Raw genomic sequence first — 24,690 nt, forward strand, 5'->3', positions numbered from 1 at the left:
ATCGGTCTTGTTGCCGGGTTGATTACTCGGCCTTTGAAAGGCTTGAGCCGTATGCAGGGAAACTTGCACGTACGGTTCTTAGGGGAGCCGGCAGTAGCAATACTGTCGGCTTACCCGACCACAGCACCACTGAATCAACACTGTGCTATTGCAGCCTCAATAGCAAAACCGCAGGTCACAACCTGCAAAAATCGGTACTGCCCGACTGCGTTCAATGCAGCAGCAAAAACGCAAGCCAGCAATACCACCCCTACGGGAGAAAAAACTCCCGCAGGGTGTTGTTCTCCCTTTCAACCATGAATAGGAGAATAACCATGGAATACCTGGATATGCACGGCACCGTGGCGCTGAAAAAAGACGCGGACATGAGCGTGGTTCGACACCTCGTGGGCAAATTGCGAGAAATCGAGTTCAGCGGCAGCGGCTTTGTGGATCTTCGCATTGGTTGTCAGCAAATCAGCATTTCGGCAGAAGGCGCGATTGCTGACAGCCATTGTCTACGCAAAGCCTTGCGACAATTGCAAAATCAATTGCATGAGGACTCCACAATAGAGGTCGATTCAGCACTTTGGGAAACCAATGTATCTTTCAAACATTTAGTGAAAGTCCCAGTGGATAAGTTGGACACGCCCTCTGCAAAAAAGTGGAATTTGCCAGCCGCGCAACAAACACTTTCTGGCCTGGTTGGCAATGCCGTAAAGCGCCTGAAACAAGCTGAGCTAAACGGCAAGTTGAAAGCCAACACACAGAAACTGGTGACCGCGATGACGACTGCTCTAAACATATCCTTTATCAAAAGGTGGGCCATCTACTCGGAGGACGATAATTCCTTTTTCTCAAAAAAAGGCAAATGGAGTCCTGACTTGCAAAAGGCCCTGTTTTTCAAAGCAGAAATCGATGCCATTATCCACTATGTAGAGGAGTTTGGCTGTCATCCCGACGACGATGAAATTGTCAAAGTTCGCCTGTTAATATCCTAGAAATTCAAACCCTACCTCCGTAGGGTTTTTTCTATGGCCGTGTAAAACCTCAATCAACCCTTTCTTAAAGCCAAAAACTATTTAAAAGGCCGAATGCTTTTCCGTCCCATGTGGATTGCCCCCTGATTAATCTTCTCACCACATTGACGTTGAGAAGGGCAAACAGGTGAACAACAGGAAATACTCAATCCGAGCAGTGACCATCATGGTAGGGCTGCTTCAAACCACACCATTATTAGCCAGTGACCAGTTTGTTGCTGATGGGCGTTATACAACGCTAAAAGTTGGGGCCACCACAGAACAAACCAATCTGTTGGATGCCATCATCCGCACAACAATACCGAATCGATACATCACTATTGGCCAAGGGCTGGCCTATCTCGTTAAGCCTTATGGATTCCGCCTGTCTTTCCAACCCGAATATCCCCAGGGGCAGTCAGTTTTACTCAGCCTGCCACTTCCTCAACCACTGCGCAGTATTGGCCCAATAACGGTCTCAGAGGCTATCCGCGTTTTTGGTGGTGAGAGCTATACCGCCCATATCAACCCCGTTACACGCAAAATCAGCTATCAACTCAAAGACACCCATAAGCAGTATGTGTCCGAGACGGATATTCAAGAGGCACACGAGCGCTGGAAAAGTATTGTTGAATCTCTGGCGAACAAACAACCGCCCCGCAGAAAAAGGCATAAACCCGCACAATCCGCTCTACGTACCTATGGCCCGGTCGAGCAGGGCGAAACCCTGGGCAGCATCGTTCGGTATTTTCAGTGGCACGGGCTGACACTGGAGCAAGCCTTGGTGGAAACCGCCAGAGCCAATCCTGATGCTTTCACTCACGAGAATATGAACAACCTCCGTGTTGGTGTCATTCTCAATATTCCAGATTTCAACCCACAAGAAGCCCTTCCCGTACCACAGGCTGAAACCATTGTGGAAGCCCACTATCAACAGTGGATTGAGCAGCAGGACGACACTCAATGAGCAGGGCCACATCAACAATAGCCTTGTTGTCGCCCTTGCTCATTCTGGTGCCAGAGGTGTTTGCCGACAACTCAGTGCCAAATGCTGAGTCATCTACTACTCGTCAAACTACGGTTCGATTTAGTGAGGCTCTGGAGTCCCAAGCCCAGCGCTGGTCGCTAACAGCGGATGAGTATCAAACGTACCTGGCATTGCTCAATGGCCCACTGGGCAAATGGAACCCCAATATTGACCCCTTGCTGGCACTGGGCATGTATGCCACCTCCCCAGAGCAATCCAAACGATACGCCGAGTTGTATGCTCGCCAGGAGCACGATCTGACCCAACGCACATTGGCGTTCCAGCGCCTCTACCAACAAGCTTTTAATCGGCTGTACCCGAATCAAGGGTTGATTCATTCCAAGTTGCTGACCCCGTATTTTCAGCACCGGCAACAAAAATCCGAACGTCAATGGCACCATCAAAAGGCCAAGAGCCAGCTACAGGCTGGTGACCGGCTGCTGACTTTTGTTTCAAAAGACTGTAATGACTGCCAAACAAAAATAACCCGTTTAATGGGCCTGATCTCAACAACCCGTGATACCCGCATCGATCTGTACCTGGTTGGTGTACAGGGCGATGCAGTGGTAAGGCGCTGGGTTCAGGCCCACCAAATTGACTCCCAATGGATAGAGAGCCAGCGCCTTACCCTGAATAAAGACGAAGGCCTGTATCAGCGCCTTCGTCAACGCACGGGTTCCAAAACCCAATCCAGCTTCTCGGTGTTTCTGAAGCGGAGTGATCAAATCTACCAATTGAAGAACCAGGCGTTAGGGTTATGAGGCTGTCCGTCAAAAACTGGTTGGCAGGCGCAGCATTGCTCCAGTCGATGGAGTTGGCTGCTCTGGAAGATATTCCATTGGCCTATTTGGTGGTGGCCAAATCCGTAGAGGTGCCAGCGGACATTTTGTATTCCGTGGCACTGGCGGAAAGCGCCAGGCCGTACCGCCAACAACCAAAACCCTGGCCATGGACGCTGAATATCAATGGCCAAGGTATTTACTGCGACAGCCGTGAAGATGCCCTGCACCGACTAACCGATGCCATTCGACGCAATCAGTTGGTGGATATTGGCTTGATGCAGATTAACTGGCACTGGCACAAGCAACGGTTTGCCAGCCCAAACGATGCGTTGTTGCCCATGCACAATCTCAAAGCCGGGGCGCAAGTGTTGCGAGAGCAATACAACAACACCGGGGAATGGTGGCAGGCCGTAGGCCGCTACCACGACCCCGGTCAAGACAAAACATCACGGGCGGCAGCAGCCAACTACCGCCAGCGCGTCAAACAGCACTGGCAGGCCAACTTCCAATGAGGTGGCTGCTGCTGTGCCTGTGCCTGGGGGCACCACCTGTGTTGTGGGCGAAAGCGCTGATCGTTATTCACGATTCGGGCAACACATCCTCCGTCGAACAATACCTGCCCAAACCCATCAAGCAGGCAGAGAAGCGAAAGCCCGCGTTGCCATTCACGCTGCCTATAACCACGCCGTCCATGACGCCGGGTAAGGTAGCAACTACTGCAAAGAGCTTTCCCCATCTCCAGCAACCGCTGTTTCTGATTGGCACTGACCCAACATCTCGGACCTGGCTTAAGGCCCGGCGAGAATCGCTGATTCAAGCCGGAGCCGTGGGGCTGATTGTCGAAGCCACTTCCCTCGAAGACATTCAACGAATCACCAAAATCGCCCCCGAGCTTCGCATGGTTCCCGCATCCGCCGAATCCATTGCCAACCAACTGGGTATTCGTCACTACCCAATTCTGATCTCACGGCAAGGCTGGGAGCAGTGACCGACAAGTACGAAGTGGAAGTCCTGCTCAGGCCGCCAGTGGAATTGGCTTCCGCAACGGTGGCGCTGTGCGGCGCAGCGATTGTTTTGATGGCTCCCCATACCTTGATGATGACACCAACAGTAGCGTACGCCAGTGCCATCTTGCTGCTGATCATCGCCGCAAAAAGAGGGAAGCAGGCTTGGCGAGTTTTGCGCTATCAGCGGCACCTTAAGCGCACACCGCGCTACACCATGTCATCCCGCCAAATACCCACTAGCCAATCGGTGTTGTTTCTGGGTAGGGGCTTTCGCTGGAATCAGACTCATACCGAGCGGCTGTATGCGGCCAGAGACAAACGGGCCGAGCGATACCTGCAACCCAGCGCCTTCAAACAGTGGGTACGCCGACAGGAGATTGCCTGGGAGCGAACTCCTGTCCTCAAACACCTGGCCCGGTTAACGGCCATCGACTCTCCCTTCAATCCTTTGCGACCACCGTCCCCCAGCGGTGGCGATCCTGTGATTCACGGGGTCGGTATCGAAAGCGAAACCAATGCCACCATGCCGCTATCTGAAAGGGTGGGCCACATGGTGGTCGTGGCCAGAACCCGTCACGGCAAAACCCGCCTTGCGGAGCTGCTTACTACTCAGGATATACACCGAAAAAATAACTGTGTGATTGTCTTCGACCCCAAAGGCGATGCGGACTACCTAAAACGTATCTATCTTGAAAGCCAGAAAGCCAAACGACCACTCATCATCTTCCATCTGGGTTATCCAGAGCTCAGTGCTCGCTATAACGCCATTGGCTCCTTCTCTCGCATTACTGAAGTGGCCACTCGAATTGCGAACCAGTTACCGGGAGAAGGAGATGCCAGCGCTTTCAAAGAGTTTGCCTGGCAATTTGTGAATGTAATTGCTGTTGCTTTGGAGGCCTTGGGTGAAAAACCCGACTTCTTAAAAATTAGGCGCTATATCTCGGATATTGACCCACTACTGATTCGATATGGAAGGTACTGGCTTGCTGAAAATAGCGAAGATGACTGGCAGACCGAAATTGAAATCGTACATGACCAATTGAGCCCAAAATCATTGCCAAGAGTAGACCAAGGAAAGGATTTAGAAGCCATTGCTCTTGTGCAATATCTCAAGGAGCAGGAAGTAGTTGATCAGATATTAGAAGGACTAATCTCCGCTTTTCGATATGATCGGGAATATTTTCATAAAATTACAGTGGCAGTTAAGCCATTCTTGGATAAGCTTACAACAGGAAGTATAGGTGACATACTGGCTCCAGACCCAACGAGCAAGGACAAGAATCGTCCCATCCTGGACTGGGCAAATGCCATCCGTAATAACGCGGTAGTGTATGTGGGGTTGGATGCCTTGACCGAGCCGGAAGTAGCCAGCGTTGTTGGCGCCTCCGCGTTTAGCGATCTGACCAGCTTGGCTGGTCATATATTCAAACACGGCATTGATCCACCAGACAATAAGATTGGAACTCAACGAAAAACACCAAGCATTGTTATACATGGAGAAGAGTTTTCTGATCTGATCGGCCCGCAATTCAAGACCTTGATCAACAAAAGTGGCGGCGCGGGCTACGAGCTAGTTTTGTACACCCAGACTTGGAGCGACCCAATAGCCGAATTGGGCAGTGAAGCCAAAGCCGGCCAGTTGGCGGGCAATATCGGCACCATGCTCATTATGGGCGTCAAGGAAGTGGCCACCTGCGAGATGTTCACCAAGCAACTGCCCGAAGTCAGTGTCAGTGAGATTATGGCTGTCTCTGGAGTAACCGATGCAACGGATGGTACGGGCAGCATTAACTTTACATCAAACAATCAAGATCGAGTCAGTATCAACCGGGTACCCATGATCTCCCCAGCGGATATCGTTGCACTACCCAAGGGCCAGGCCTTCGTACTCCTCAAAGGCAGTGAGCTCTGGAAAATCCGCATCCCGATGCCCACCAAGGCGGATGATCAGGAATTGCCCGACGACCTTGGTCAAATGCTGCAACAAATGCGCAAGGGCTACACCTCCATCGCCGATTGGCCCAGTTATCAGGGTCGATAACCGATGCCACGGCAACAAAATTACCCACCACCCAGACGCAAAGAACCAGGGCCAATAGGGCGCTTACTGTCGAGCATCACGCAATTTGTCGTGTGGTTACTGGTCAGTTTGATCCTGTCCATCTTGATGGAATGGGTGGGCATGGCCTACTTCTGGCCAGAGGAAAAAAGCGAGCATGCAAAGGCAGTACTTGAAGCTGACAAAAGCTACCTGAATCATCACATCTCTGCACAAACCAATGCCTTCAAGCACAAGATCGCCACGAAGGCTCATCTCCTGACTCAATGGCTTGAAAAGGCATTGAAACCTTCCAAATCGACAAAGCAGAACAATTTCAGTCTGAAGGGCCTGCAAAGATGGTCAAGCAACCTGAAAAGCCGTTATTATGACCACATCCTGGCAGCAGGTTATGTCTCGCAGACGTTTATTATCCGCGTGACACTGATCCTGTTCTCACTCCCGGTATTCCTGCTTGCAGGCTTAGTCGGGACGGTAGACGGACTGGTCGAAAGAGACCTGAGGCGCTGGGGTGGTGGCAGGGAAAGCAGTAATGTCTTTAACCTGGCCAAACGATCTGTCATGCCCGCCTTTGTCGCCGCTTGCGTGATCTATATTGGCCTACCACTCAGTCTGAACCCCGCACTCATCATCCTACCCTTCGCCTGCCTTTACGGCCTGACTGTCCGAATAACATTTGAACGCTTAAAGAAATATTTTTGAGTAATAAAGCATAAGTTAAAACAGCAGGTTAATAACACTGAAAAATAAATGTCTGCTTTCGACCCAAAGCGGACATTTATTATGCAGATATGTACGAGTAGCTTTATATAGTAAGGACATTGGATTATGAAATTATTAAAATTCCGAGTAACAAACTTCCGATCTGTAACCGATAGTGGTTGGCTTGATGTTTCCGATGTGACCGCACTAATCGGTGAAAACGAAGCAGGGAAGACAAATTTACTGCTACCTCTTTGGAAATTTAATCCGACTGCCGCTGGTGAAATTAGCCTACTTGATGATATGCCACGTAGTCGATACGCGGAAATGCGCACTACGCCAGAATCTCATCGCTTCATCTACTGCGAATTCCAATTGAATGACTCCGATATTCAGATTGCAAACGATTACGGCGTCGAGCTTAAAGAAGACGCAACAATAATTGCTCGACGCAATTTCGGCGGAGGATATGGATTCGAATTTCCTGATTTTCCCGAAGTAGACTTTTTAAATACTTACAACCCTGCGCTTGAAAAGCTTGCAGAGTCAGAAGACGAAGAGCCTAACAAAGGACCCACCCTTTGGCGAAAGTTCATAAATCGGATACCGCATTTTGTCTATTATTCGAACTACGGCAATCTAGATGATCAAATTTACCTCCCGCATGTCGTCGAGAATATGGATCGCGACGATCTCGGTCAACGAGAAGCGGCAAAGACACGCACTCTTAAAGTCCTATTTGATTTGGTAAGCCTAAGCGCTGAGGAAATGCTAGAGCTGGCTCGTTCAACTGGAGTGGTCGAGAGAGTAAACCAGCACGGTCATAGTATTGGGAGCGTTACAGACAAGACTGACGAAGAGATATTAGAAGACGATAAGCAGCTTCGTGAGCGCTTAGCGCTTCTTCAATCTGCTTCCTCAAAACTAACAAAAAACTTCTCGGATTGGTGGAAGCAGGGTGATTATAGGTTCCGGCTTGTCGCTGATGGGAATTATTTCCGAATTTTAGTTGCTGATGAGCGCCGCCCAGAGGAAATCGAACTTGAAAACAGAAGTGCAGGTCTTCAGTGGTTCCTTAGTTTCTTTTTGGTATTCACTTATGAAAGTGAAGATACACATGAAGGCGCAATCGTGTTACTTGACGAGCCTGGACATTCCTTACACCCACTTGCGCAGCGAGATTTGACGGAGTTTTTCAATAATCTCGCAAAAACAAACCAGCTAATTTTTACCACCCACTCGCCATTTATGATTGACGCAGATCGTCTGGATCGTGTTCGAAAAGTGTACGTAGGCGAAGATGGTAGTACTGAGGCGTCAAGTGATCTAGGTATTACTAAAGGTGCTAAAGGTTTGAAAGATAAAGGAGCAACCTACGCTGTCCATTCTGCGTTGAATTTGACGGTATCGGAGAGCCTACTGCTAGGCTGTGAGCCAATCATCGTAGAAGGCCCATCAGACCAGCACTACTTAACCGCAATCAAAACTATTTTGATTGGCAAGCGAAAGATTGCGCCTAAGTCCGAACTAGTGTTTCCCCCCTCTGGTGGTGCCAAGACTGCAAAAGTCATCGCGTCAATTTTATCGGGGCGCGATGATATTCTACCTAAGGTGCTCCTAGACAGTGATGCCGCTGGGAAGCAGGCAATAAAGTCTTTACGAGATGATCTTTATTCTGATGCTAAGGATCGAGTATTCGAAACTGATGAAGTGTTCACCAACCTCAAAGGTACTGAAATCGAAGATCTTATGCCCACTAACCTAGTGATTCAGGTACTTGACCGAATGGAGCGACGAGCCGATCAAGATTTTGAAGACGTTCATGACCCAAAGAAGCCGATCATCCCTCAGATAAAGAATTGGGCTGAACAAGAAGGCTTCGTTATGGAACATGGATGGAAAGTGAAGCTCGCTCTAGGTGTCAAGGATAAGCTTTTAGCGAATACAGTTCGGTATGTTGAGGAAGAGGATATAAAACGATGGAAAGAGCTTTTCGATAAATTAATTTGATCTCTCTTGGATAATTAATCGCTCCTAAAATTGCTCAAGGGCGTGGCTTTGAAAGTCCGTTTTGGCTGCTGGTAGATAAAAGTTACCATGTTATAACCACTCAAATCGTACATTGATATAAAAAATATATGGAGAGATTGTGCGTAAACTGAATATTCCTGAAATATTTAAAAGCGAAGCTGATGACCTCATGAAAGTCAGAGAGAATGCTATTCGTATTCATGGAACTGGGGATATAAAATCGGCAGGAAATGAGATTGAGGAACATGTACGTGAAATTTTTAGAAGGATGCTTCCTAAAACTGTATATGTAACACATGGGCACCTGATAGATGAGAACGGATCAGTTAGCCCTCAGCTGGATATAATTGTATCTGATGCTGCCAATCTTCCTTCGTTAATGACCACAAAAGATGGGACAGAATACGTACCAATTGATTCTGTATATGCATGTGGTGAAGTAAAATCAACTTATTACAAAAACTCTAATTATATCGATACTTTTTCTGATGTGTTATCAAAAGTAAACGAAGAAATGGCTCACAAAGAAATTCCTAATACAGCGTATTCTGGGAAATTTGATGGGTCAACCTTGATAAGGGATATGTATCTCGGCAAGAGGAACAAAACACTCAATAAAATATTTTCCTTCATGATATTTGTAGATAAGGGAGATTTTAAGTTTGATGATGTTAAGCATCTGCTAAAGAATACTGACAAAAGAAACTTACCAGGCCTCAGTGTCTTATTGAATTCGGGGGCAATCCTTTTTGGAAAAATAGATGAGGATAAATTTGCTAGTACGCGTTATCCAGATGAGGCCGAAGATGAAAGCTATAAATGGTATTTTTCTCCATTTCCTCCTATAGGCGAGAATGGTTCGTTAGAAGGAAACACCTTAGGTTATCTTTACTATTCGATTCTTGAGCACATTAATGATTCGTTTCTTGAGCCGCCAAACCTTAGCAACTACTTATCTTCGATGATGGTTGGTAGACGCTCGTTGCTTCAATGTGTCGATGAAAATTAGTGTACAGGTATGTTAATATTAATGCTCTTTCGTTAGGACTCTAAAGTCCGCTTTTGGCCGGAGGCTTGGTCGCATTTACTTATGCGACACAATGCCCTTGGACAGATAATTTTTTGAAAAGATGCGGTGAAGCAATAGCGCTTTCTGGGTAATCAGCAATACGTTTTTGAAATTCTGGGTTGGTAAAAGCATTGCGAAAACTTTCCACGCTTTCCCAGATTGCATAGTTAATATAAGTAGAACTACCGCCTATTCCTTTATGCATTTGTGTTGAAATGTATCCCGGCTGCTTTTTCATGAAATCTGCATCATGGGACCATGCATTAAGCAATGCTTCTTCTTCTTCTGGATCGATAGTAAATACATTAATGAGAACGACAGAACCATCCTCGTTGGATTGTATTTGATCAGCGATACCCACTTTGTCGTTAAGTTCTTTAAAATCCACCATGTTATTTTTCCTTTGTTTGTTTCTTTCGTTTTAATTTTCCTGTCATCATTAAGCCGTCTCGCATGTTCATACTCATTAATGTTAAATTGATAGCTCCTGCCAATAACTCGATAGCCTGAACTGTATAAAACCTTGTGTCATACAGCCCCGCAGAGGCCCATTGATTCAAAAATATCGCGCAAGGAATTAATACGAGTAATCCGTTTGCAGCAATGAAAGGCATTCGTTTTAATTTGTTATCAATTAAGCGACCTCTCCTATTTTTTGCACGCGCGAAGCCAGTACCACCTGTTATTGCTAATGCAGGTATAAGGATGAACAGACCAGGCGTGACGATTAAGCTCTTTATTGTAGCGATGGCTTCTTGCGATCCGAACAGTTCAACGAAAACAGTCGTAGTAAGAAAAGAAGCAATGCATAAAGTTGCTACAATTGATGCAATAGGATGTATTTTATTCTTCACTGGCCTACCACCCTTATATAAAATGACAACATATTGACACTATATACATCAATTTCAAAAATGACAACATGTTGTCGTATGTTAAGGGGATAGATAATGCAACACACAGCTGAAGGCCGCCTTATGACCGATATTATATTGGAGACTTTTAGGCTAAATGGCCTTTTGGTTTCAGAAGGAGACTTATTAATCAATGACTTAGGATTGACAAGCGCTCGTTGGAAGGTGCTTGGCGCGTTATCAAATGGGCCTGGGCCAATGACAGTGTCGGATATTGCCCGAATGATGGGACAATCTAGACAAGCTGTACAAAGATTATCAAATGAAATGATCCAGGATGGTTTATTAAAAGCTCAACCAAACCCAAATCACCAACGAGCTAAATTAATGAACCTTACAGATAGGGGAAAGAAAGTGTATGAGCAGGCAATGCAAAAGCAAATACCTTGGGTTAATTCAATAGCGGGTAATTTTAAAGAGGAAGAGTTAAAGTTAACAGCTTCTGTATTAGAAAATCTTATTTGCCAGCTGGATTCATAAAAAGATAGAGAAATCTAAAAGTCCGCTTTTGGCCGATTACATCCATTTGTGTTCGCATAACTTTAAATGACAGTGTCTGAAATATTTCGGAATAAATTTCTATCTACTTGGTAACATTTCTAATTACCCCGCTTTAATAAATTCACGACCATTGCTCACTCTAAAGAGCAATGGTCATGCGAAAAAAACTCACAGCAGCAATTCTTCTAACTCTACTGATACTCCCAGCCCATGCCGTTACAGATAGCGAACGGCAAGCCTTAAAGCGTGTCCACGACGAAATCTTCGCCACCATTCAATTGGTGCAAGAAGCAGCAAAGTCTGCCAACCCAAACGACCGCCAAAAAGTCAATTACACACGACTCCTGGAGGACCTTAAAAAGATTCAAAAGGGGATTGCAGAGGTCATCCTGTCGAAACGCCGAGAGCCTCGTTCTTTACCCCCGATCAAAGGGGAGTACCAATAATGGCAATCACCGCCGCCCAGGAGTCGGCTTTTACCGGGGCTACGCTTGGCCTGCCAATGAGCAGCTTTAGCACCGCCATTCTGCTGATTCTTTATTCCCTGCTGTATATCTGGCTTTCCTGGGTGATTGTCACTCAATGGCGAGCTTGGGCGCGTCGCAAAATAGATTTTTTTGATTTTTTGATTCGAGCCGTTCGCTCGGTCGTTCTTACCCTCGTTCTTGGCTTCCTACTGTGAATTCAAAACGATCTACCGCAAAAAAGTACCCATAGAGGAAAACCCATGAACCCAGTACAACAACAGACTCACAAAACCAAACACACAGTCTCTCCCTGGCATTTGATTGGCTTGTGGCTGATCTCCACAGTCACACGCGCCGATTTACCCACACCCGTCAACCCCACCAGTGGTGCACCCAACGGCAACTATCTCGCCTTTATGCAGGGCTGGTCGGGGGATGCCTTCGATTACGTGGCACTGGTGATATCCGGTGCCGGTTTTTTGTGGGTGGGTTGGATATTGTTATCTAAATTCAATGAAGCTCGAAGCTCCAATGATCCCGATTGGGGTTCTGTCGGTCTGACAGCAGTAATTGCCGGTGTTCTCTTGGCCATCGTTTCCTTCTTCCTGAACGAAGCCGTTGGAATCATCTGATCATGTCGGCTTCTACCGAAACCAATGATTTGTTGCCCATTCGCCTGAATGCGGAACCGACCATATTTCGAGGGTGTTCCCTATCAGAGTTGATGCTGCTTGTGATTATCGGCAGCAGTACTCTGGTACCGCTTTCTGTAATTATCTGTGGTTTGTTCGGCTACTTGATGATGGGCGTAGGACTGGGCCTTCTTCTAGTGATCGCCTGGGTGGTGATTGGCGCAACCGTTATGCAAAAACTAAAACGGGGCCGCCCTTTGGGGTATTACCAACTGCGGCTACGCCTCTGGCTGGAAGATTGTCACCTGATTCGCTCACCGTTTATTCGCAAAAGCCAGGTGTGGGATATCGGACGGAGCCTGAAACCATGAAAAGCCCCCTGATAAAACGAAACAACCAAGCCAGAGAACGACTGCTGGCCGCGAGCGATCATATTCGTACCCTGCGAATTATCTCGGCCTGTTTGTTGATGGCGGTGGTTGCCCTGTGGTGGCGTAATGGCGTCCTGCAGGATACCCGCCGCCTGTATATCCCGCCGGATTTGACTCAGGGGATGGAAACGGATTTTGACAGTGTGCCGTCACCGACCATTTACACCTTCGCCTATTACATCTTCCAGCAGCTCAATCGCTGGAAGATAGACGGCGAGCAGGACTACCCGCAACAGATTTACAGCCTTCAAGGTTTCTTAACCTCCGGTTGCCGCATGGCCTTGCAGGCGGACATGAACGAAAAGTCTCGCCTGGGTGAACTGCGCCAGCGCGTTCGCACTGTGGAAGAAGTGCTTGGGCAAACCTATACCCGTCAGCGTGTATTTATCGAAAGCAACCATTCCTGGCTAATCTGGCTGGATGTGCAAGTCACAGAATCCATGAATGGCCACCCGGTAAAAAACGTCATGCTCCGCTACCCCTTGCGGGTTGTGCGTTATGACGTGGATAAAGAAGTAAACCCCTGGGGATTGGCGCTGGACTGTAACCTGGAAATGTCCCCGGTTTTACTCACCGAGAATGACCGGGGCCAACCCTTTCAACGTCCGGGGGTGGCGCAATGACACTGAATATTTTTTCCCATACGACGTATTGGGTACTGGCGGTGGCGCTCATTTTTGCGCCACAGCTACCGGCACAAGCTCAATCATTGGCCCCCGAGCGGGTAGTCTGGGAAAAGCGACCAATTCCTGTGCATATCGAACAGGGTCAAGAGCGGATTGTTCACTTTCCCAGCGATGTTCGTTATTGGCTGCCGGATCGTCTGCAACGCAAAGTCAGTGTGGTGGCGGCCAATGGGGTTCTTTATATCCGTGCCAATGAGGCATTCCCCAAAACACGTATTCGGGTTCAAAGCCTCACGGATCAGCGTATTTTCTTATTGGATGTGTCATCAGATTTACAAAAAGATGCCACCAATGAACTGGTGGTGATGCTCCCCGGCAGCTCGCAAAACCGGGCGAAACAGCAGGCAACCAAAATACCCGCCGAAGATTGGCGCATTCGGCTGACTCGCTTTGCGGCGCAACAACTGTATGCGCCGGAACGTCTTTTAGACGGTGACCCTGCTATCCGGCGTATCCCCATCAACGAAAACAAGCCATTGGCTTTGTTTCGGGGTGGGCAATTGGAAGTAACGCCTATTGCGGCTTGGCGAGGTGGTGGCTTTACCGTGACCGCCATCAAACTGATCAATCTGACGGATAACGCGGTTGCGCTGAATTTTCAGGCGCAAGGCACTGCCGATGTTTTCCCTATAGATCGCCAGATTCGTGGCAATTGGCTGACTGCCACGTTCCAGCACCAATACCTGGGGCCATTGGGCCAGCCAGACGACACCACCACCCTGTACCTGATATCCAAACGCGCATTCTCTGAAAGCCTGGGCCTTTGGCATGTGGATGACCAAACAGAAGGAGCGGGCAACGATGGCTGAGAAACGAATAAACCCCTTACTGGTCGGTGGCGTTGGCATTGCCGGGGTGTGCCTGACACTGGCGATGTGTTCCCAATCACAGAACAGCTATAGCCCAATGGACGCGCTGCCCACGGTGAACACGGAAGACAAGCGCCCGGATGGAGATACCCAAACCGACACCATCAAGGCACTGCAAGCCTACGCCAAAGAAGCGGTGAGCAAGGCGGATACCCTGCGCGAATCCACCGAAAACCGACTGAAGCAAATTGCTCACAATCAACAGCGCGTTAATGCCCTGGAATTGGAGAACCAGTCAGCACAACAAACCTTGGCAGACGCTAAGGCCACCATCGAATCGCTGGAACAAAACCTGATCGACCTACAGCGCCAGATATCTGAGTCTCGGCAAAGGCCCCTTAACCCCGATCAACAAACCCCAGAGGGTTTGCCCATCGGTTTTGGTTTTGACGAAAGCCAGTCGATTCCCACCACGCCCGATCAGGGCAATTGGTTTGACCCCATCGACCTTGTGGTGGAAGGCGAGGCCGGGAGCGAAGGCAATGGGTTTACCGGGTTGCTGCCGCAAGCTCCCCAAAGCATTCAGGCAGTGCAGCCGGATACAACCGAGCAATCCGCAGGCCCAACGGTCACTATCGAACCCATATATACGCTCCCCAAAGACGCCACCTTAACCGATGGCTTGGCTCTGACTGCGTTGATTGGTCGCATTCCTGTGGAAGGTCAAACCCCCGACCCATACCCGATCAAGATTTATGTGGGCAAAGAAAACCTGCTGGCCAATGGCCAACGCCTTCCCGAAGTGGAAGGGATGATCTTTAGCGGCCTGGGCATTGGTGACTGGAACCTGTCTTGTGTCAGTGCACGTTTGATGTCGGCCACCTTTATTTTTGAAGACGGCGCCATCGTTACTCACAGCTCGGACGGTCAACCCTTGGGCTATATCTCCGACCCCAGTGGCATTCCCTGCATTGCCGGAGAGTTTGTCACCAACGCTCCGACCTTTATTAGCCAGCGAATCGGGCTTTCCGCGCTGGGGGCCGCTGGCTCTGCCTACGCCGAAGCTCAACAACAGCGGCAGTCGTCTTCCTTAACCGGCAACACCACCAGCACGGTGGTGGGGGATATCCACAAGCTGGCCACAGGGCAAGCGGTGGAATCCGCCACGGCGGAAGTCAGCCGATGGCTGCTGGCGCGGCAGAAGCAAAGTTTCGACGCGGTGGTGGTTAATCCGGGTGCTGCCGTATCCATCCATTTAGACCAATCGCTGGCGCTGGATAAAAACAGCCTGGCTCGAAGAGTTCGTTATGAAAAAGACCCCCAAAATACTGATTATCAGCTTGATTAGTGGGCTGCTAATCACGGGCTGCACCAGCTCAAAAAAGCGAGTGTTCGGTGAATCCATGCCCACCATGAAAACCATCCACGACCAAAAGTTTGCCCAAGCGGATATTCCGCTCCCGCAGCCTAAACGGGCAATTGGCGACAACGATGGCCATTCACTAAAACAACCGCTGTGGCTGCCCAACCCGACTTTAGAAGTCTATGTATTCCCGCACTTAAGCGGGGCAGGGCATCCCATTCCGGGATACAGCACCTACATTCGCCTGTACGACCGTGACCATATTGCACTGCCTTATGAAGTGATGAGGAGTCAGTAATATGCTTGCCCAAAGACAATCAAAGCCAAAAGCCAATAAACCGCCCCTCATAACCGATGCCGATGTAGACCGTCTTTACCTACGACCACCCTCATTGACAGATTGGCTGCCCTGGGTGGATTACGAGGAAGCCTCACGAACTTTTACGCTGGAAGACGGCTACAGCGCCGCGGCCATGTTTGAAATCAATGGCGTTTCCACCGAGGCGCGGTCTGACCATTTTTTGCAGGAAGTAAGGGCCAATATCCAAACCTGCATAAACCACACTATCCCGGCATTAGATAATCCCTTTGTATTGCAATGCTTTGTCTCTGACGATTACTCACTGGCAGATCTGTCAGCAAAGTTAACCAACTATGCCAACCGATATCAGCGAGATACCCCTGAACACCGGCTGATGTCTCGCCATGTGGTCGGGCGACTGCAACAGCATTTCAAGCGCATCTCCCGAAAAGAGGGGGCTTTTGAAGACACCTCCGTCACCGGCGGAGCCTGGCGAGGCAAGGTACGGCGGGTGAGGGTGTTTTTGTACCGAAGGCGTTCCCCAAATGACGGTGAACCGATTGACCCGGTAACCGAAGTCAATCAGGTGGCGGAGCGATTTGTGACACAAATGCAGGCCACCGGCATCCCGACAACTCGCTGTAATGATAAAGATTTGTATGGCTGGTTGTTGCGCTGGTTCAATCCCGCCGCCGAGGTCACTAATGGCGATCTGGATGAACTTGCTCATTTAGTGGACTTGCCGGAATCGAGCGCCAAACCGGCGAGCCACGATCTTTCAGACCTGTTGTTTCTAAACAAGCCAGAATCGGATGCAAGAAACGGTGTTTGGTTGTTTGATGGCAGACCACACCGCGCCATCAGCGTGGATGCCCTGCGCCGAAAGCCCAGCCCCGGACATCTGACCGGCGAGCGCCGCATTGGCGACAATTTGTACGCAGTATTCGATAAATTTCCGCCGGGAACCGTTCTCTCTGTTTGCCTGACCATACAACCCCAGGACAGAGTAGAGAATGACATCGTTCAGATACTCAATGCCGCCAAAGGCGAAACCGCCGAGGCGATGGCCGCCGAGCAGGACGCCAAAGATGCCCTCTCATGGATGTCACGAGGCGATTATCTGTTACCCACGGTCATGACGCTTTTTGTGCGTGGCCAAAATCTGGCTGATCTGCAACAGCGCACCAATCAGGCCAATGCACTGCTGCTGGCCAATGGCCTGCACCCCATTCGGGAAAAAGACGAACTCTTGCCACTGGATACTTATATTCGGCACCTGCCGATCAACTATGAACCCGCACGCGATAAGCTGACCCGAAAAAATCGTCTGGTGTTCTCCTGTGATCTGGCCAATTTGCTGCCGTTGTATGGTCGTAGTCGAGGCACTGGCAACCCCGGTTTGACGTTTTTTAACCGGGGCGGCGAGCCGCTCACCTTTGACCCACTCAACAAATCCGACCGCGCCAAAAACGCCTTTGGCCTGGTACTGGGGCCGCCGGGTTCCGGTAAGTCGGCACTGATGGTCTATATCCTGATGCAAGTGGTTGCTCTCTATGGGGCGCGCATCTACATCATCGAAAAAGGCGGCTCGTTCAAGCTGTTCGGGGATTACTGCCGGTATTTCGGCTTATCCGTCAATCAGGTCACACTGCACCCCAAAGCGGATGTCAGCCTGCCGCCCTTTGCCGATGCCTACGAGATGCTTAAGCGTGAGCAGACGAACCTTGCGACATTCGATGAGCAAGCCTCATTAGAAGCCTCGGATAGCAGCGACGACAAAGAAGAACGCGACCTGTTGGGGGAGATGGAACTCAAAGCCCGAATCATGATTACTGGCGGTGACAGCAAGGAAGAAGAATTGCTGACCCGCGCCGACCGTCTGACCATTCGTAAAGCAATTATTCAGGCGGCGCGGAACAAGCAAAAAAACAAGCAAAAAGAAAAGCCCGATCAAATTGTATTAACGGAAGATGTGGTCGAAGCTCTACACAATCTCACTAACGACGAAACCAGTACCCCCAAACGCCGAGAACGCGCCCAGGATATGGCCGATTCAATGGCGCTGTATTGTTCGGGTACGGCAGGACATTTCTTTAACCGTGCTGGCGTAGCCTGGCCGGAAGCGGATGTGACCATCCTTGAAATGGGACTCCTCGCATCCGAAGGCTATGAAGATCAAATGGCCCTTGGCTTTATGGGACTGATGAATCAAATCAATGGGGTGGTGGAGCGCGATCAGAATGATCAGCGCCCAACCTTTGTATTGGGTGATGAGGGCCACCTCATCACCACCAACCCATTGCTGGCCATATTCCTGGTCAAGATCGTCAAGATGTGGCGCAAGCTCGGTGCCTGGCTGTGGCTAGCAACGCAAAATTTGGAAGATTTTCCCGACGAATCCAAAAAATTGCTCAATATGTTTGAGTGGTGGATCGCCATGGTCTGCCCGAAACAGGAAATTGACCAAATTGCCCGATTCAAAGATTTAACTGGCGAGCAGAAACAACTGCTGCTCGCCGCGCGCAAAGAGCCGGGCAAATACACTGAAGGGGTGGTGATCTCTGACAAATTGCAAAGCCTTTTCCGCAATGTGCCGCCACCACTGGCACTTTCCTTGGCGATGACCGAAAAGCACGAAAAGCAAGAGCGCGCCGAGATTATGAAATCCAAATATTGCTCTGAATTGGAAGCAGTGTTCGCAGTTGCAGAAAATTTAGAGCAAATCAATAATTAGCTGCCTAATGTAAATTTTCCAGATTGGATCTTTGAGATAATACGGTGAATTGAGTTTCTAAGAGCTAAACTGCACGGTATCTTCATAAACGTCAAACGACTAAATAATTTTTCCGACGTCGGAATAAAATCTCGCACCCATGCCCCTTCTTGAGTGACGTAACGCTTGGGCTTTGCTCTCTGCAGCAACCTCTTTAAACTTTCAGCACTCTTCTGGTCATCGCCATTGAGAATATCATGGTCAGAAAATACATGACGGACACAGCGATTGACTTGGAGGCCATTAAGTAATCCAAGAGCATCATCTGACATTGAGTTCCCTTTTACATCCAGGTGTCTTTTGTCATAAGCGACAAGGGCATAATCCGGGTGGATTGGCAAGTAAACCATAACCGGGCGGCCAGTTTGAGGATGACTGAAAATAGTCGATGGATTATCACTGGTAATGAACTTTTCGCCACTATCTGACCGGAAAGGCTGTAATCTCCAATGCTCAGAGAACCAATCCATCATGGCCTGCAAGTCAGTTCCTCCGCCTTTAGCCTCAAAAAATATATCTTCCATAAAAGCTCTGGATATTGCCGTATAAATCTCCTTGCGTTCCTTATCTGTCTGGTTTTCGTAGGCGATATTTCGAGTATTAAAATCCACCATTGTTGTAATCAAAAGATAGTATTCCCTCTTGCTGAGGGTTTCTCCGGATATGATCTTTCCAACAATTACAGGATAGCCACTCTCCATATCATGAAATTCGTGGTCAAATTCGGGAAATTCTTTTGAATAAGCGTAATCTTCAGCTCCAACATCTTCGACCTTAACGCAGATGGATTTTTCACCGTCTGTAAAATAAACTTTTGATTTCCTGCCTTTACTCCAGTCGCCATCGTGTGCAAAGTGTTTCAGATAGCAACAAGGAAGATAATGCTGCCATTTAGGGCCATTGTTGGGTTTGTTTACTGTATCAGGCATTTTGATGGAGGGATTCAATGTGTTGTTTTATTTAATATCGCCATAGAAGACTACTTTTACGATCAGCTTTCCATAAAATACGATAATATATTTCTTAATGCCATACCAAACGCAAACGCTATCACATGAAGTCCACCACCAAAAATCACCTTGAATCCATTTTCTTGAACGCCATTCTCCACGAGGAGAACCCCGAAAGCCCCATCGTTTTTCACTTGAAAAAGCAATTTACACCGATGGAGCTAAGAGAAGTGGCCGGGGTGATGGCGAATGCGATAGCAGCGGATGATCGATTAAAAGTGTCCCTTTCTCACAAATCCGTAACTGGAAAAGAGACCGCGTAAACCTACAGCGCCTCTAAAGTTACATACTCACCTGTACGCAATTCAGTCCCAATAAAAACCCACCTCAACGAACATACCGGCATCCCGCATTTAACCGGAATTGCCGATGTCACCTGTTCAAACCATCCTTGCCAGCCTAATTGCCGTATTTATCACGGCACCCATTTGCCTGGCTAATGGATTACCTTTGGAGTTAAAGGTGATCACTTCGGATAACTACCCGGTAACGGGCAATACGGCACTTTCAGGCAGTAAGGCGGATATCGCTATCTACAACCTGGATAACGTAGATCGACTGACTGAATCACTTGGCCAGAACCTCCCCAATACGGCAGCCAAATCGCACGCTCAACTTCAAAAGCGCATCGAGCTAATGGGCCAATCGACGCTGGAGGCTCAATTCAGGGATGCGCACCAAGGGCTGGTCACGCTCATTACCAACCGAATAAACCGATTTCCGGCAATCATCGTCAATGACCGGGCGGTTATCTATGGCGTCACTCATATACCGGAAGCCATAGCCATATACCGCCAATGGAAACACCAGCAGGGAGCGCCGAAATGAGATTTCAACAAACCCTGCCATTGACTCTTTGCTTGTTGATATCCAATGGGGCCACCGCTGCCGAAGCCGAACCAACAACCATTAACACCACGGACATAATCAGCTCGTTGAGTCTGGATAGCTCCTGCCTCAATTACTGCATTACCGGCGTTTGCGTTTGGCTGCGCTGCACCATCGCTGGCTGCGATATCGAAACCAGTATCCGCGTAGGCCATAACAACCCGGATCTGGTAGTGAGTGTTTTCGACAAACCAGGGGATAACCCTTGGCAGGAGGCACAAAGTCTGTATGGTCGACTGGAAGCACAGTTGACTGGCAGTCTGGTCGGCGTGTTCCACGATGCCGAGGCCGGTGGCGGTCACGGCACCGAAGGCGGAAATTCCTCAACTGATCAAAGCCTTCGCTTTAAAGAAGTCACCGCTGTTGGCCACCCCCTGAGTAGCCTGACGGATTTTATTGGCAGCACGGGCTACTTCTGCCCATCGGAAGCGGAATCTTTTATTCCTTATTTTTCGTCGGCCTTTGATTCCCTGACCTGGCGGCTGGGAACCCCGGAATACCTTTATCTGCAAAACCTGTTGCCAGGTCGTCGTGTGATCGGCGAAGGCATCCACCAGCAATGGGGTGCCGTCTGGCCCCGCACGGGCTTTGTAAAGCAAAAAGACGATGCCAAAGCGGCAGCGGTTGCCGCCCAGCGGGCAGGCAATGTGGTGACGCAAAACAGCCAACCCCATATCTACAACCCCCTGGATGGCAACAACTACAACCGAACCTGGCTGCCGGGGGAAATGGTTGAGAACGACCCCACTACCGGCGTTTGGCAAATGCTGGCCCCCAAACAGGACGACACCTGCTATGTGTTTGGCGAAAACGATGTATTTCGCACCAGCTGGTCAACTGACCGCCAAAGCGACGACAACCGATATGTGTTCAGCCTGTGGCGCCCCTATGAATGCTGTGAAGCCAGGGGTGCGTATCTATTCACAGTGCCGTTGAGGGTTTGTCTATGAAATCCATTCAACCCAAAGCAATGGCAGTGGCGCTATTACTGGCGGGGGCTATTGGCCAGATCAGTCAGCCAACCCAGGCTGCTCAAGCACCCACCGACGATAGCCTGTTCTATTACAAGATCGGGGGAGGGCGTGATATTGCCATACCTCCCAGACTGTCCATTACCACCATCGATCTGTCATTGAATGCCAATGCCTCTATCTTGAATTGCAGCGGCTTTGACCCACTGATCGCCATTGAAAGCTCACTGGATAACCTGCGCAACGGCGTCGATAACGCCATCAATGCCCTTGAGAACGCGGCTTCAGCAGCCATTGCCAATCTGCCAGGCTACATACTGCAAAAAGCCAACCCCGGCCTGTACGACTTGTTTCAAAATGCCTTGCTGCGTGCCAACGAATCATTTTCCTTGGCCACCAAATCCTGTGAACGCATCCAGTATGAGATTGCCAATGGTACCAACCCGTTTGATGAATGGATAACTGTTAGTTGGGGCGATTCCTGGAAGCAGTCCGTGGGCATTGGCGGAGCCAATATTCACGATGCGGTGGATGCCGCCGAAGTGGCTCCCGAAAACGGCGTAGTCTGGGTGGGGGGCATTCGCAAGGGTGGAGCCAATCAGCCCAGTCTACGGGTGATATCGGATGTGGCATCCGCCGGACTGAACATTCTGACCCAACGGCCCCCGGAATCCACCAGCGCCCTGCCGGATACCTCGCCGTTTTACCGCCATTTCTCCGGGCCACAAGACCTGCAAAGCTGGATTATCAATGTGCTGGGCGATGTGGAAATAGGCCTATGTGACGGCTGCAATACCGGCGCACAACCGGGCAAAGGGCTCATCCCTTATATCGAACAAACCACTGACGATGTGCAGGCTATCTTGCTGGAACTTGTCTCTGGAGCAATTCCACCAAACCGCACCAACCTTAATCGTGTCGGTGCGCCCGCCATGGTGATTACCGCACAGGTGATTGAAGCCCTGCGAAACCAAACACTCCGAGATGGCGACATTGTTACCCACAAACTGGCCCAGGACATTGCCGAGGCCAGGGTGATGGAAGAGGCCATGATCGTGCGGCGCTTTCTGCTTTCGGGCCGTAAGGAAGGCCATGTAGCCGCCAGCGAACCGGCGCAAAAAGAAATCGAACGCGCCCTGAATGAGCTGAACAGCGAAATCCAAAACGTCATTTTCGAGCGCGAGGCAAGAAACGCTTTTGTATCTTCTACCGTTATCGAGTTACTGCTGCGGGAAAACGCCGAGCGCAATTCATCAGTAGCCACACCCGGTTCACTGCCGAAAGACGACCACCCATTCAAACGGGGAGGGGCAGAGCGGTGAAACTGGCCTTTCTCAAATCTCAACTGAAACTCTGGTTCTTTACCAGCCTGTCCATTGCCATTGTTTTGGCCACTGGCTGGCTGCTCGCTTTAAGCCCAGATGCCCAGGTACTTAACCCGACCCCTCGCACTTGGGGTTTGGTGCCTGTGCGTCTGGCACTTTATGTGTTGGCAATCGGGTTGTTGCCCATTCTGGCCCAACGATATGTCAGCAAGCTGTCCCTCAATACACAGCTCCTCAATACTCAGCCCTTCAATACAAAGCGAATCCGATTCAAGCTGCTGTCGCTGATCGCACTCTATGAACTGCTGATCGTGCAAAACCCGTTGGGGTTTCTGCTGGGGATGGTGGGTTAAGCCGTGGCTGTCGATAGCACACTGGAATTGTTCACCACCCTGTATGGCTGGCTGTTCTACAACAGCATTTGGGACGTGATGGTGGCCACAGGCATGGTGTTTTTGCCGTTCCTGGGCATCATGCTGGATACGATTATTCGGGCCTACGCTCAGGAGGAGGGCGACGAAGCGGCCAATACCACCTTACGCACTCTGGAGGTGGAATTCTTTATCGCTTTCTTTGTCATCGTTATTGCCGCCGTGCCAGCCATGCCACTCAACGCCGTGGATCTGTCGTTTACCCCAAGAGCGATTCTGGGAACCCAAGCCCAGCCCATCGAAACCATAAATTCGTCACGTACAACCTTTGGCGGTGGTATTTCCTTTGCGGGTGCGCCCCAGCAAGTGGATGTGCCGGTGTTCTGGTACGCGGTAATGGGGTTGAGTGCGGGGTTTAACCGGGCGGTGATGGAAAGTGTGCCGCCAAGTGTCGATTTTCGGGGGTACATCCACGAACTGAGCGATGCCCAGATCGAAGACCCTAAGCTGCAAAACGAGATCAACGACTTTTACCGAGATTGTTTTATACCGGCCCGCTCCAAATACTTAAGCGAACGGCCTGAATCCGCCGCCATAACGACTATTCTCAATAACTTTGGCCGCCAGGACACCGACTGGATTGGCTCTCACGTCTTCCAACAAACGGCGGGCTATTACGACAGCTTGCGATCTAGCGCCATTAGAAATGGCTTCCCCTGGTCAGCGTTAAGAGATGTGGAGTGGGATGTCACCAACCACCCGGTTTTCGGCAGACCGTATTGCAGCGAATGGTGGCCAAGCATCCAAACCCGAATCCTTGATCAATTGGGCGACCTCGAACTTCTGGCCGCCGCCGCAGAGCCGGGGTGGGATGCCACCGCCCGGCGCGACGGCATTACCCAACTGACCCTTCTTAACTCACCACCACGGTGGACAACCCGTGGCTACGACCTGGCGTACGGAAACTTTGTGGATGGTGCAACAGGCGAGCTGAACACCATTATTGGCACTGCGGTTCAGAACAAAGGGCAGCAAGGGTTAGCCGCTTACGGCCTGGTGAAATCCAGTCTTTCCTATGCGGCTTACCTGAGAGTGTTTTTGGAAGCAGCCCCAATGGTTCAGGCGCTCGTACTGATGGGCCTGTATGCGTTGCTGCCCTTTTTTATTTTATTGAGCCGCTACAAATTCACCTTGCTGGCCAATGGCGCGATCATCTTGTTCACCGTAAAACTCTGGACGGTACTTTGGCTGTTTGCATGGTGGGTAGACCAAAACCTGATTAGGGCTTTCTACCCCGAGCCTGGTGCCGTAAGCACCCTCTATAGCTTCGACCTGACCATCAAACGCATCATTCTCAATTTCCTGACGGGCGGGCTTTATATCTTACTGCCTCTGCTATTGACGACTTACTTTGCGTTCGCCGGTGTACATGGTGTTCTGCAACTTGATACGGCGACTCGAACTATAACAAGCACAATTGCAGGTGCCAGAAACGTCACACCAACAATAGGAAGGGGCCTTAGAAGAAGTGCTACCGAAGGCGCCAAAAAATGATGGCCACCAAATCAACTCA

At 49.7% G+C, this 24,690-nt stretch carries 28 protein-coding genes; 25 read left to right on the plus strand and 3 right to left on the minus strand.

Going from position 1 to position 24,690, the window contains the following annotated elements:
- The 9 genes from ACVBEJ_RS00005 to ACVBEJ_RS00045 form a co-directional block, all read left to right on the plus strand.
- The coding region (locus ACVBEJ_RS00005; RefSeq protein WP_447127537.1) for a hypothetical protein at nt 1–980 on the plus strand (980 nt) is incomplete at its 5' end.
- A gap of 166 nt (nt 981–1,146) precedes the next feature.
- A complete protein-coding gene (gene pilL2, locus ACVBEJ_RS00010) occupies nt 1,147–1,965 on the plus strand; it encodes a PFGI-1 class ICE element type IV pilus protein PilL2 (RefSeq protein ID WP_447127538.1) in 819 nt (272 codons plus the stop codon).
- Nucleotides 1,962–2,786 carry a TIGR03759 family integrating conjugative element protein gene (locus tag ACVBEJ_RS00015; RefSeq protein ID WP_447127539.1) on the plus strand — a complete coding sequence of 275 codons (825 nt, stop codon included), beginning with the start codon at nt 1,962–1,964 and terminating at the stop codon, nt 2,784–2,786. The genes pilL2 and ACVBEJ_RS00015 overlap by 4 nt, the downstream gene beginning before the upstream one ends.
- The gene (locus tag ACVBEJ_RS00020; RefSeq protein ID WP_447127540.1) at nt 2,783–3,319 is read left to right on the plus strand and encodes a transglycosylase SLT domain-containing protein; all 537 of its coding nucleotides are present in this window, start codon (nt 2,783–2,785) and stop codon (nt 3,317–3,319) included. The genes ACVBEJ_RS00015 and ACVBEJ_RS00020 overlap by 4 nt, the downstream gene beginning before the upstream one ends.
- Nucleotides 3,316–3,795, plus strand: coding sequence for an integrating conjugative element protein (locus ACVBEJ_RS00025; RefSeq protein ID WP_447127541.1), 480 nt, complete (start codon nt 3,316–3,318; stop codon nt 3,793–3,795). Before ACVBEJ_RS00020 ends, ACVBEJ_RS00025 begins: the two co-directional genes overlap by 4 nt.
- On the plus strand, nt 3,792–5,855 hold the full coding sequence (traD, locus tag ACVBEJ_RS00030) for a type IV conjugative transfer system coupling protein TraD (protein ID WP_447127542.1): 2,064 nt from the start codon (nt 3,792–3,794) through the stop codon (nt 5,853–5,855). Before ACVBEJ_RS00025 ends, traD begins: the two co-directional genes overlap by 4 nt.
- Nucleotides 5,856–5,858: 3 nt before the next feature.
- A complete protein-coding gene (locus ACVBEJ_RS00035; RefSeq protein WP_447127543.1) occupies nt 5,859–6,575 on the plus strand; it encodes a TIGR03747 family integrating conjugative element membrane protein in 717 nt (238 codons plus the stop codon).
- Between the two features lie 126 nt (nt 6,576–6,701).
- On the plus strand, nt 6,702–8,585 hold the full coding sequence (locus ACVBEJ_RS00040; RefSeq protein ID WP_447127544.1) for an AAA family ATPase: 1,884 nt from the start codon (nt 6,702–6,704) through the stop codon (nt 8,583–8,585).
- A 139-nt stretch (nt 8,586–8,724) separates the two neighbouring features.
- On the plus strand, nt 8,725–9,615 hold the full coding sequence (locus ACVBEJ_RS00045; protein WP_447127545.1) for a DUF6602 domain-containing protein: 891 nt from the start codon (nt 8,725–8,727) through the stop codon (nt 9,613–9,615).
- A 79-nt stretch (nt 9,616–9,694) separates the two neighbouring features.
- Here ACVBEJ_RS00045 and ACVBEJ_RS00050 read toward each other — a convergent pair whose 3' ends face one another.
- On the minus strand, nt 9,695–10,066 hold the full coding sequence (locus ACVBEJ_RS00050) for an antibiotic biosynthesis monooxygenase family protein (RefSeq protein ID WP_447127546.1): 372 nt from the start codon (nt 10,064–10,066) through the stop codon (nt 9,695–9,697).
- Between the two features lies 1 nt (nt 10,067).
- Nucleotides 10,068–10,529 carry a hypothetical protein gene (locus ACVBEJ_RS00055; protein WP_447127547.1) on the minus strand — a complete coding sequence of 154 codons (462 nt, stop codon included), beginning with the start codon at nt 10,527–10,529 and terminating at the stop codon, nt 10,068–10,070.
- 123 nt (nt 10,530–10,652) lie between these two features.
- On the opposite strand from ACVBEJ_RS00055, the gene ACVBEJ_RS00060 reads away from it, so the two are divergent.
- The 10 genes from ACVBEJ_RS00060 (at nt 10,653) to ACVBEJ_RS00105 (ending at nt 18,513) form a co-directional block, all read left to right on the plus strand.
- On the plus strand, nt 10,653–11,069 hold the full coding sequence (locus ACVBEJ_RS00060) for a MarR family winged helix-turn-helix transcriptional regulator (RefSeq protein WP_447127548.1): 417 nt from the start codon (nt 10,653–10,655) through the stop codon (nt 11,067–11,069).
- Nucleotides 11,070–11,245: 176 nt separating this feature from the next.
- Nucleotides 11,246–11,536 (plus strand): integrative conjugative element protein, RAQPRD family, encoded by a 291-nt coding sequence (locus tag ACVBEJ_RS00065; RefSeq protein ID WP_447127549.1) that lies wholly within the window; start codon nt 11,246–11,248, stop codon nt 11,534–11,536.
- Entirely contained in the window at nt 11,536–11,772 is a 237-nt protein-coding gene (locus tag ACVBEJ_RS00070) for a TIGR03758 family integrating conjugative element protein (protein WP_447127550.1), read from the plus strand. Before ACVBEJ_RS00065 ends, ACVBEJ_RS00070 begins: the two co-directional genes overlap by 1 nt.
- Nucleotides 11,773–11,817: 45 nt before the next feature.
- On the plus strand, nt 11,818–12,189 hold the full coding sequence (locus ACVBEJ_RS00075) for a TIGR03745 family integrating conjugative element membrane protein (RefSeq protein ID WP_447127551.1): 372 nt from the start codon (nt 11,818–11,820) through the stop codon (nt 12,187–12,189).
- A 2-nt stretch (nt 12,190–12,191) separates the two neighbouring features.
- Nucleotides 12,192–12,560 (plus strand): TIGR03750 family conjugal transfer protein, encoded by a 369-nt coding sequence (locus ACVBEJ_RS00080; RefSeq protein WP_447127552.1) that lies wholly within the window; start codon nt 12,192–12,194, stop codon nt 12,558–12,560.
- Nucleotides 12,557–13,243, plus strand: a complete 687-nt coding sequence (locus tag ACVBEJ_RS00085) for a PFL_4703 family integrating conjugative element protein (RefSeq protein ID WP_447127553.1) — start codon at nt 12,557–12,559, stop codon at nt 13,241–13,243. Before ACVBEJ_RS00080 ends, ACVBEJ_RS00085 begins: the two co-directional genes overlap by 4 nt.
- On the plus strand, nt 13,240–14,115 hold the full coding sequence (locus tag ACVBEJ_RS00090; RefSeq protein WP_447127554.1) for a TIGR03749 family integrating conjugative element protein: 876 nt from the start codon (nt 13,240–13,242) through the stop codon (nt 14,113–14,115). The genes ACVBEJ_RS00085 and ACVBEJ_RS00090 overlap by 4 nt, the downstream gene beginning before the upstream one ends.
- Entirely contained in the window at nt 14,108–15,463 is a 1,356-nt protein-coding gene (locus ACVBEJ_RS00095) for a TIGR03752 family integrating conjugative element protein (RefSeq protein ID WP_447127555.1), read from the plus strand. The genes ACVBEJ_RS00090 and ACVBEJ_RS00095 overlap by 8 nt, the downstream gene beginning before the upstream one ends.
- On the plus strand, nt 15,423–15,776 hold the full coding sequence (locus ACVBEJ_RS00100) for a hypothetical protein (protein WP_447127556.1): 354 nt from the start codon (nt 15,423–15,425) through the stop codon (nt 15,774–15,776). The genes ACVBEJ_RS00095 and ACVBEJ_RS00100 overlap by 41 nt, the downstream gene beginning before the upstream one ends.
- 1 nt (nt 15,777) lies before the next feature.
- Nucleotides 15,778–18,513, plus strand: coding sequence for a conjugative transfer ATPase (locus ACVBEJ_RS00105; RefSeq protein ID WP_447127557.1), 2,736 nt, complete (start codon nt 15,778–15,780; stop codon nt 18,511–18,513).
- Here ACVBEJ_RS00105 and ACVBEJ_RS00110 read toward each other — a convergent pair.
- A complete protein-coding gene (locus ACVBEJ_RS00110) occupies nt 18,510–19,499 on the minus strand; it encodes a DUF4238 domain-containing protein (protein ID WP_447127558.1) in 990 nt (329 codons plus the stop codon). The two genes, ACVBEJ_RS00105 and ACVBEJ_RS00110, sit on opposite strands and share 4 nt — an antisense overlap.
- A gap of 107 nt (nt 19,500–19,606) precedes the next feature.
- Here ACVBEJ_RS00110 and ACVBEJ_RS00115 point away from each other — a divergent pair, with 107 nt between their 5' ends.
- The 6 genes from ACVBEJ_RS00115 to ACVBEJ_RS00140 all read left to right on the plus strand — a co-directional run bounded on the left by ACVBEJ_RS00115 (nt 19,607) and on the right by ACVBEJ_RS00140 (nt 24,671).
- Entirely contained in the window at nt 19,607–19,825 is a 219-nt protein-coding gene (locus ACVBEJ_RS00115) for a hypothetical protein (RefSeq protein ID WP_447127559.1), read from the plus strand.
- 106 nt (nt 19,826–19,931) lie between these two features.
- Nucleotides 19,932–20,390: a TIGR03757 family integrating conjugative element protein gene (locus ACVBEJ_RS00120; protein WP_447127560.1), complete on the plus strand. Its 459-nt coding sequence runs from the start codon at nt 19,932–19,934 to the stop codon at nt 20,388–20,390.
- Nucleotides 20,387–21,400 carry a TIGR03756 family integrating conjugative element protein gene (locus tag ACVBEJ_RS00125; RefSeq protein ID WP_447127561.1) on the plus strand — a complete coding sequence of 338 codons (1,014 nt, stop codon included), beginning with the start codon at nt 20,387–20,389 and terminating at the stop codon, nt 21,398–21,400. Before ACVBEJ_RS00120 ends, ACVBEJ_RS00125 begins: the two co-directional genes overlap by 4 nt.
- Nucleotides 21,397–22,743 (plus strand): integrating conjugative element protein, encoded by a 1,347-nt coding sequence (locus ACVBEJ_RS00130; protein ID WP_447127562.1) that lies wholly within the window; start codon nt 21,397–21,399, stop codon nt 22,741–22,743. Before ACVBEJ_RS00125 ends, ACVBEJ_RS00130 begins: the two co-directional genes overlap by 4 nt.
- Nucleotides 22,740–23,099, plus strand: a complete 360-nt coding sequence (locus tag ACVBEJ_RS00135) for a hypothetical protein (protein WP_447127563.1) — start codon at nt 22,740–22,742, stop codon at nt 23,097–23,099. Before ACVBEJ_RS00130 ends, ACVBEJ_RS00135 begins: the two co-directional genes overlap by 4 nt.
- Nucleotides 23,100–23,102: 3 nt before the next feature.
- Nucleotides 23,103–24,671: a conjugal transfer protein TraG N-terminal domain-containing protein gene (locus ACVBEJ_RS00140; RefSeq protein ID WP_447127564.1), complete on the plus strand. Its 1,569-nt coding sequence runs from the start codon at nt 23,103–23,105 to the stop codon at nt 24,669–24,671.
- Nucleotides 24,672–24,690 lie beyond the last annotated feature (19 nt).

The organism is Porticoccus sp. GXU_MW_L64 (assembly GCF_052983295.1).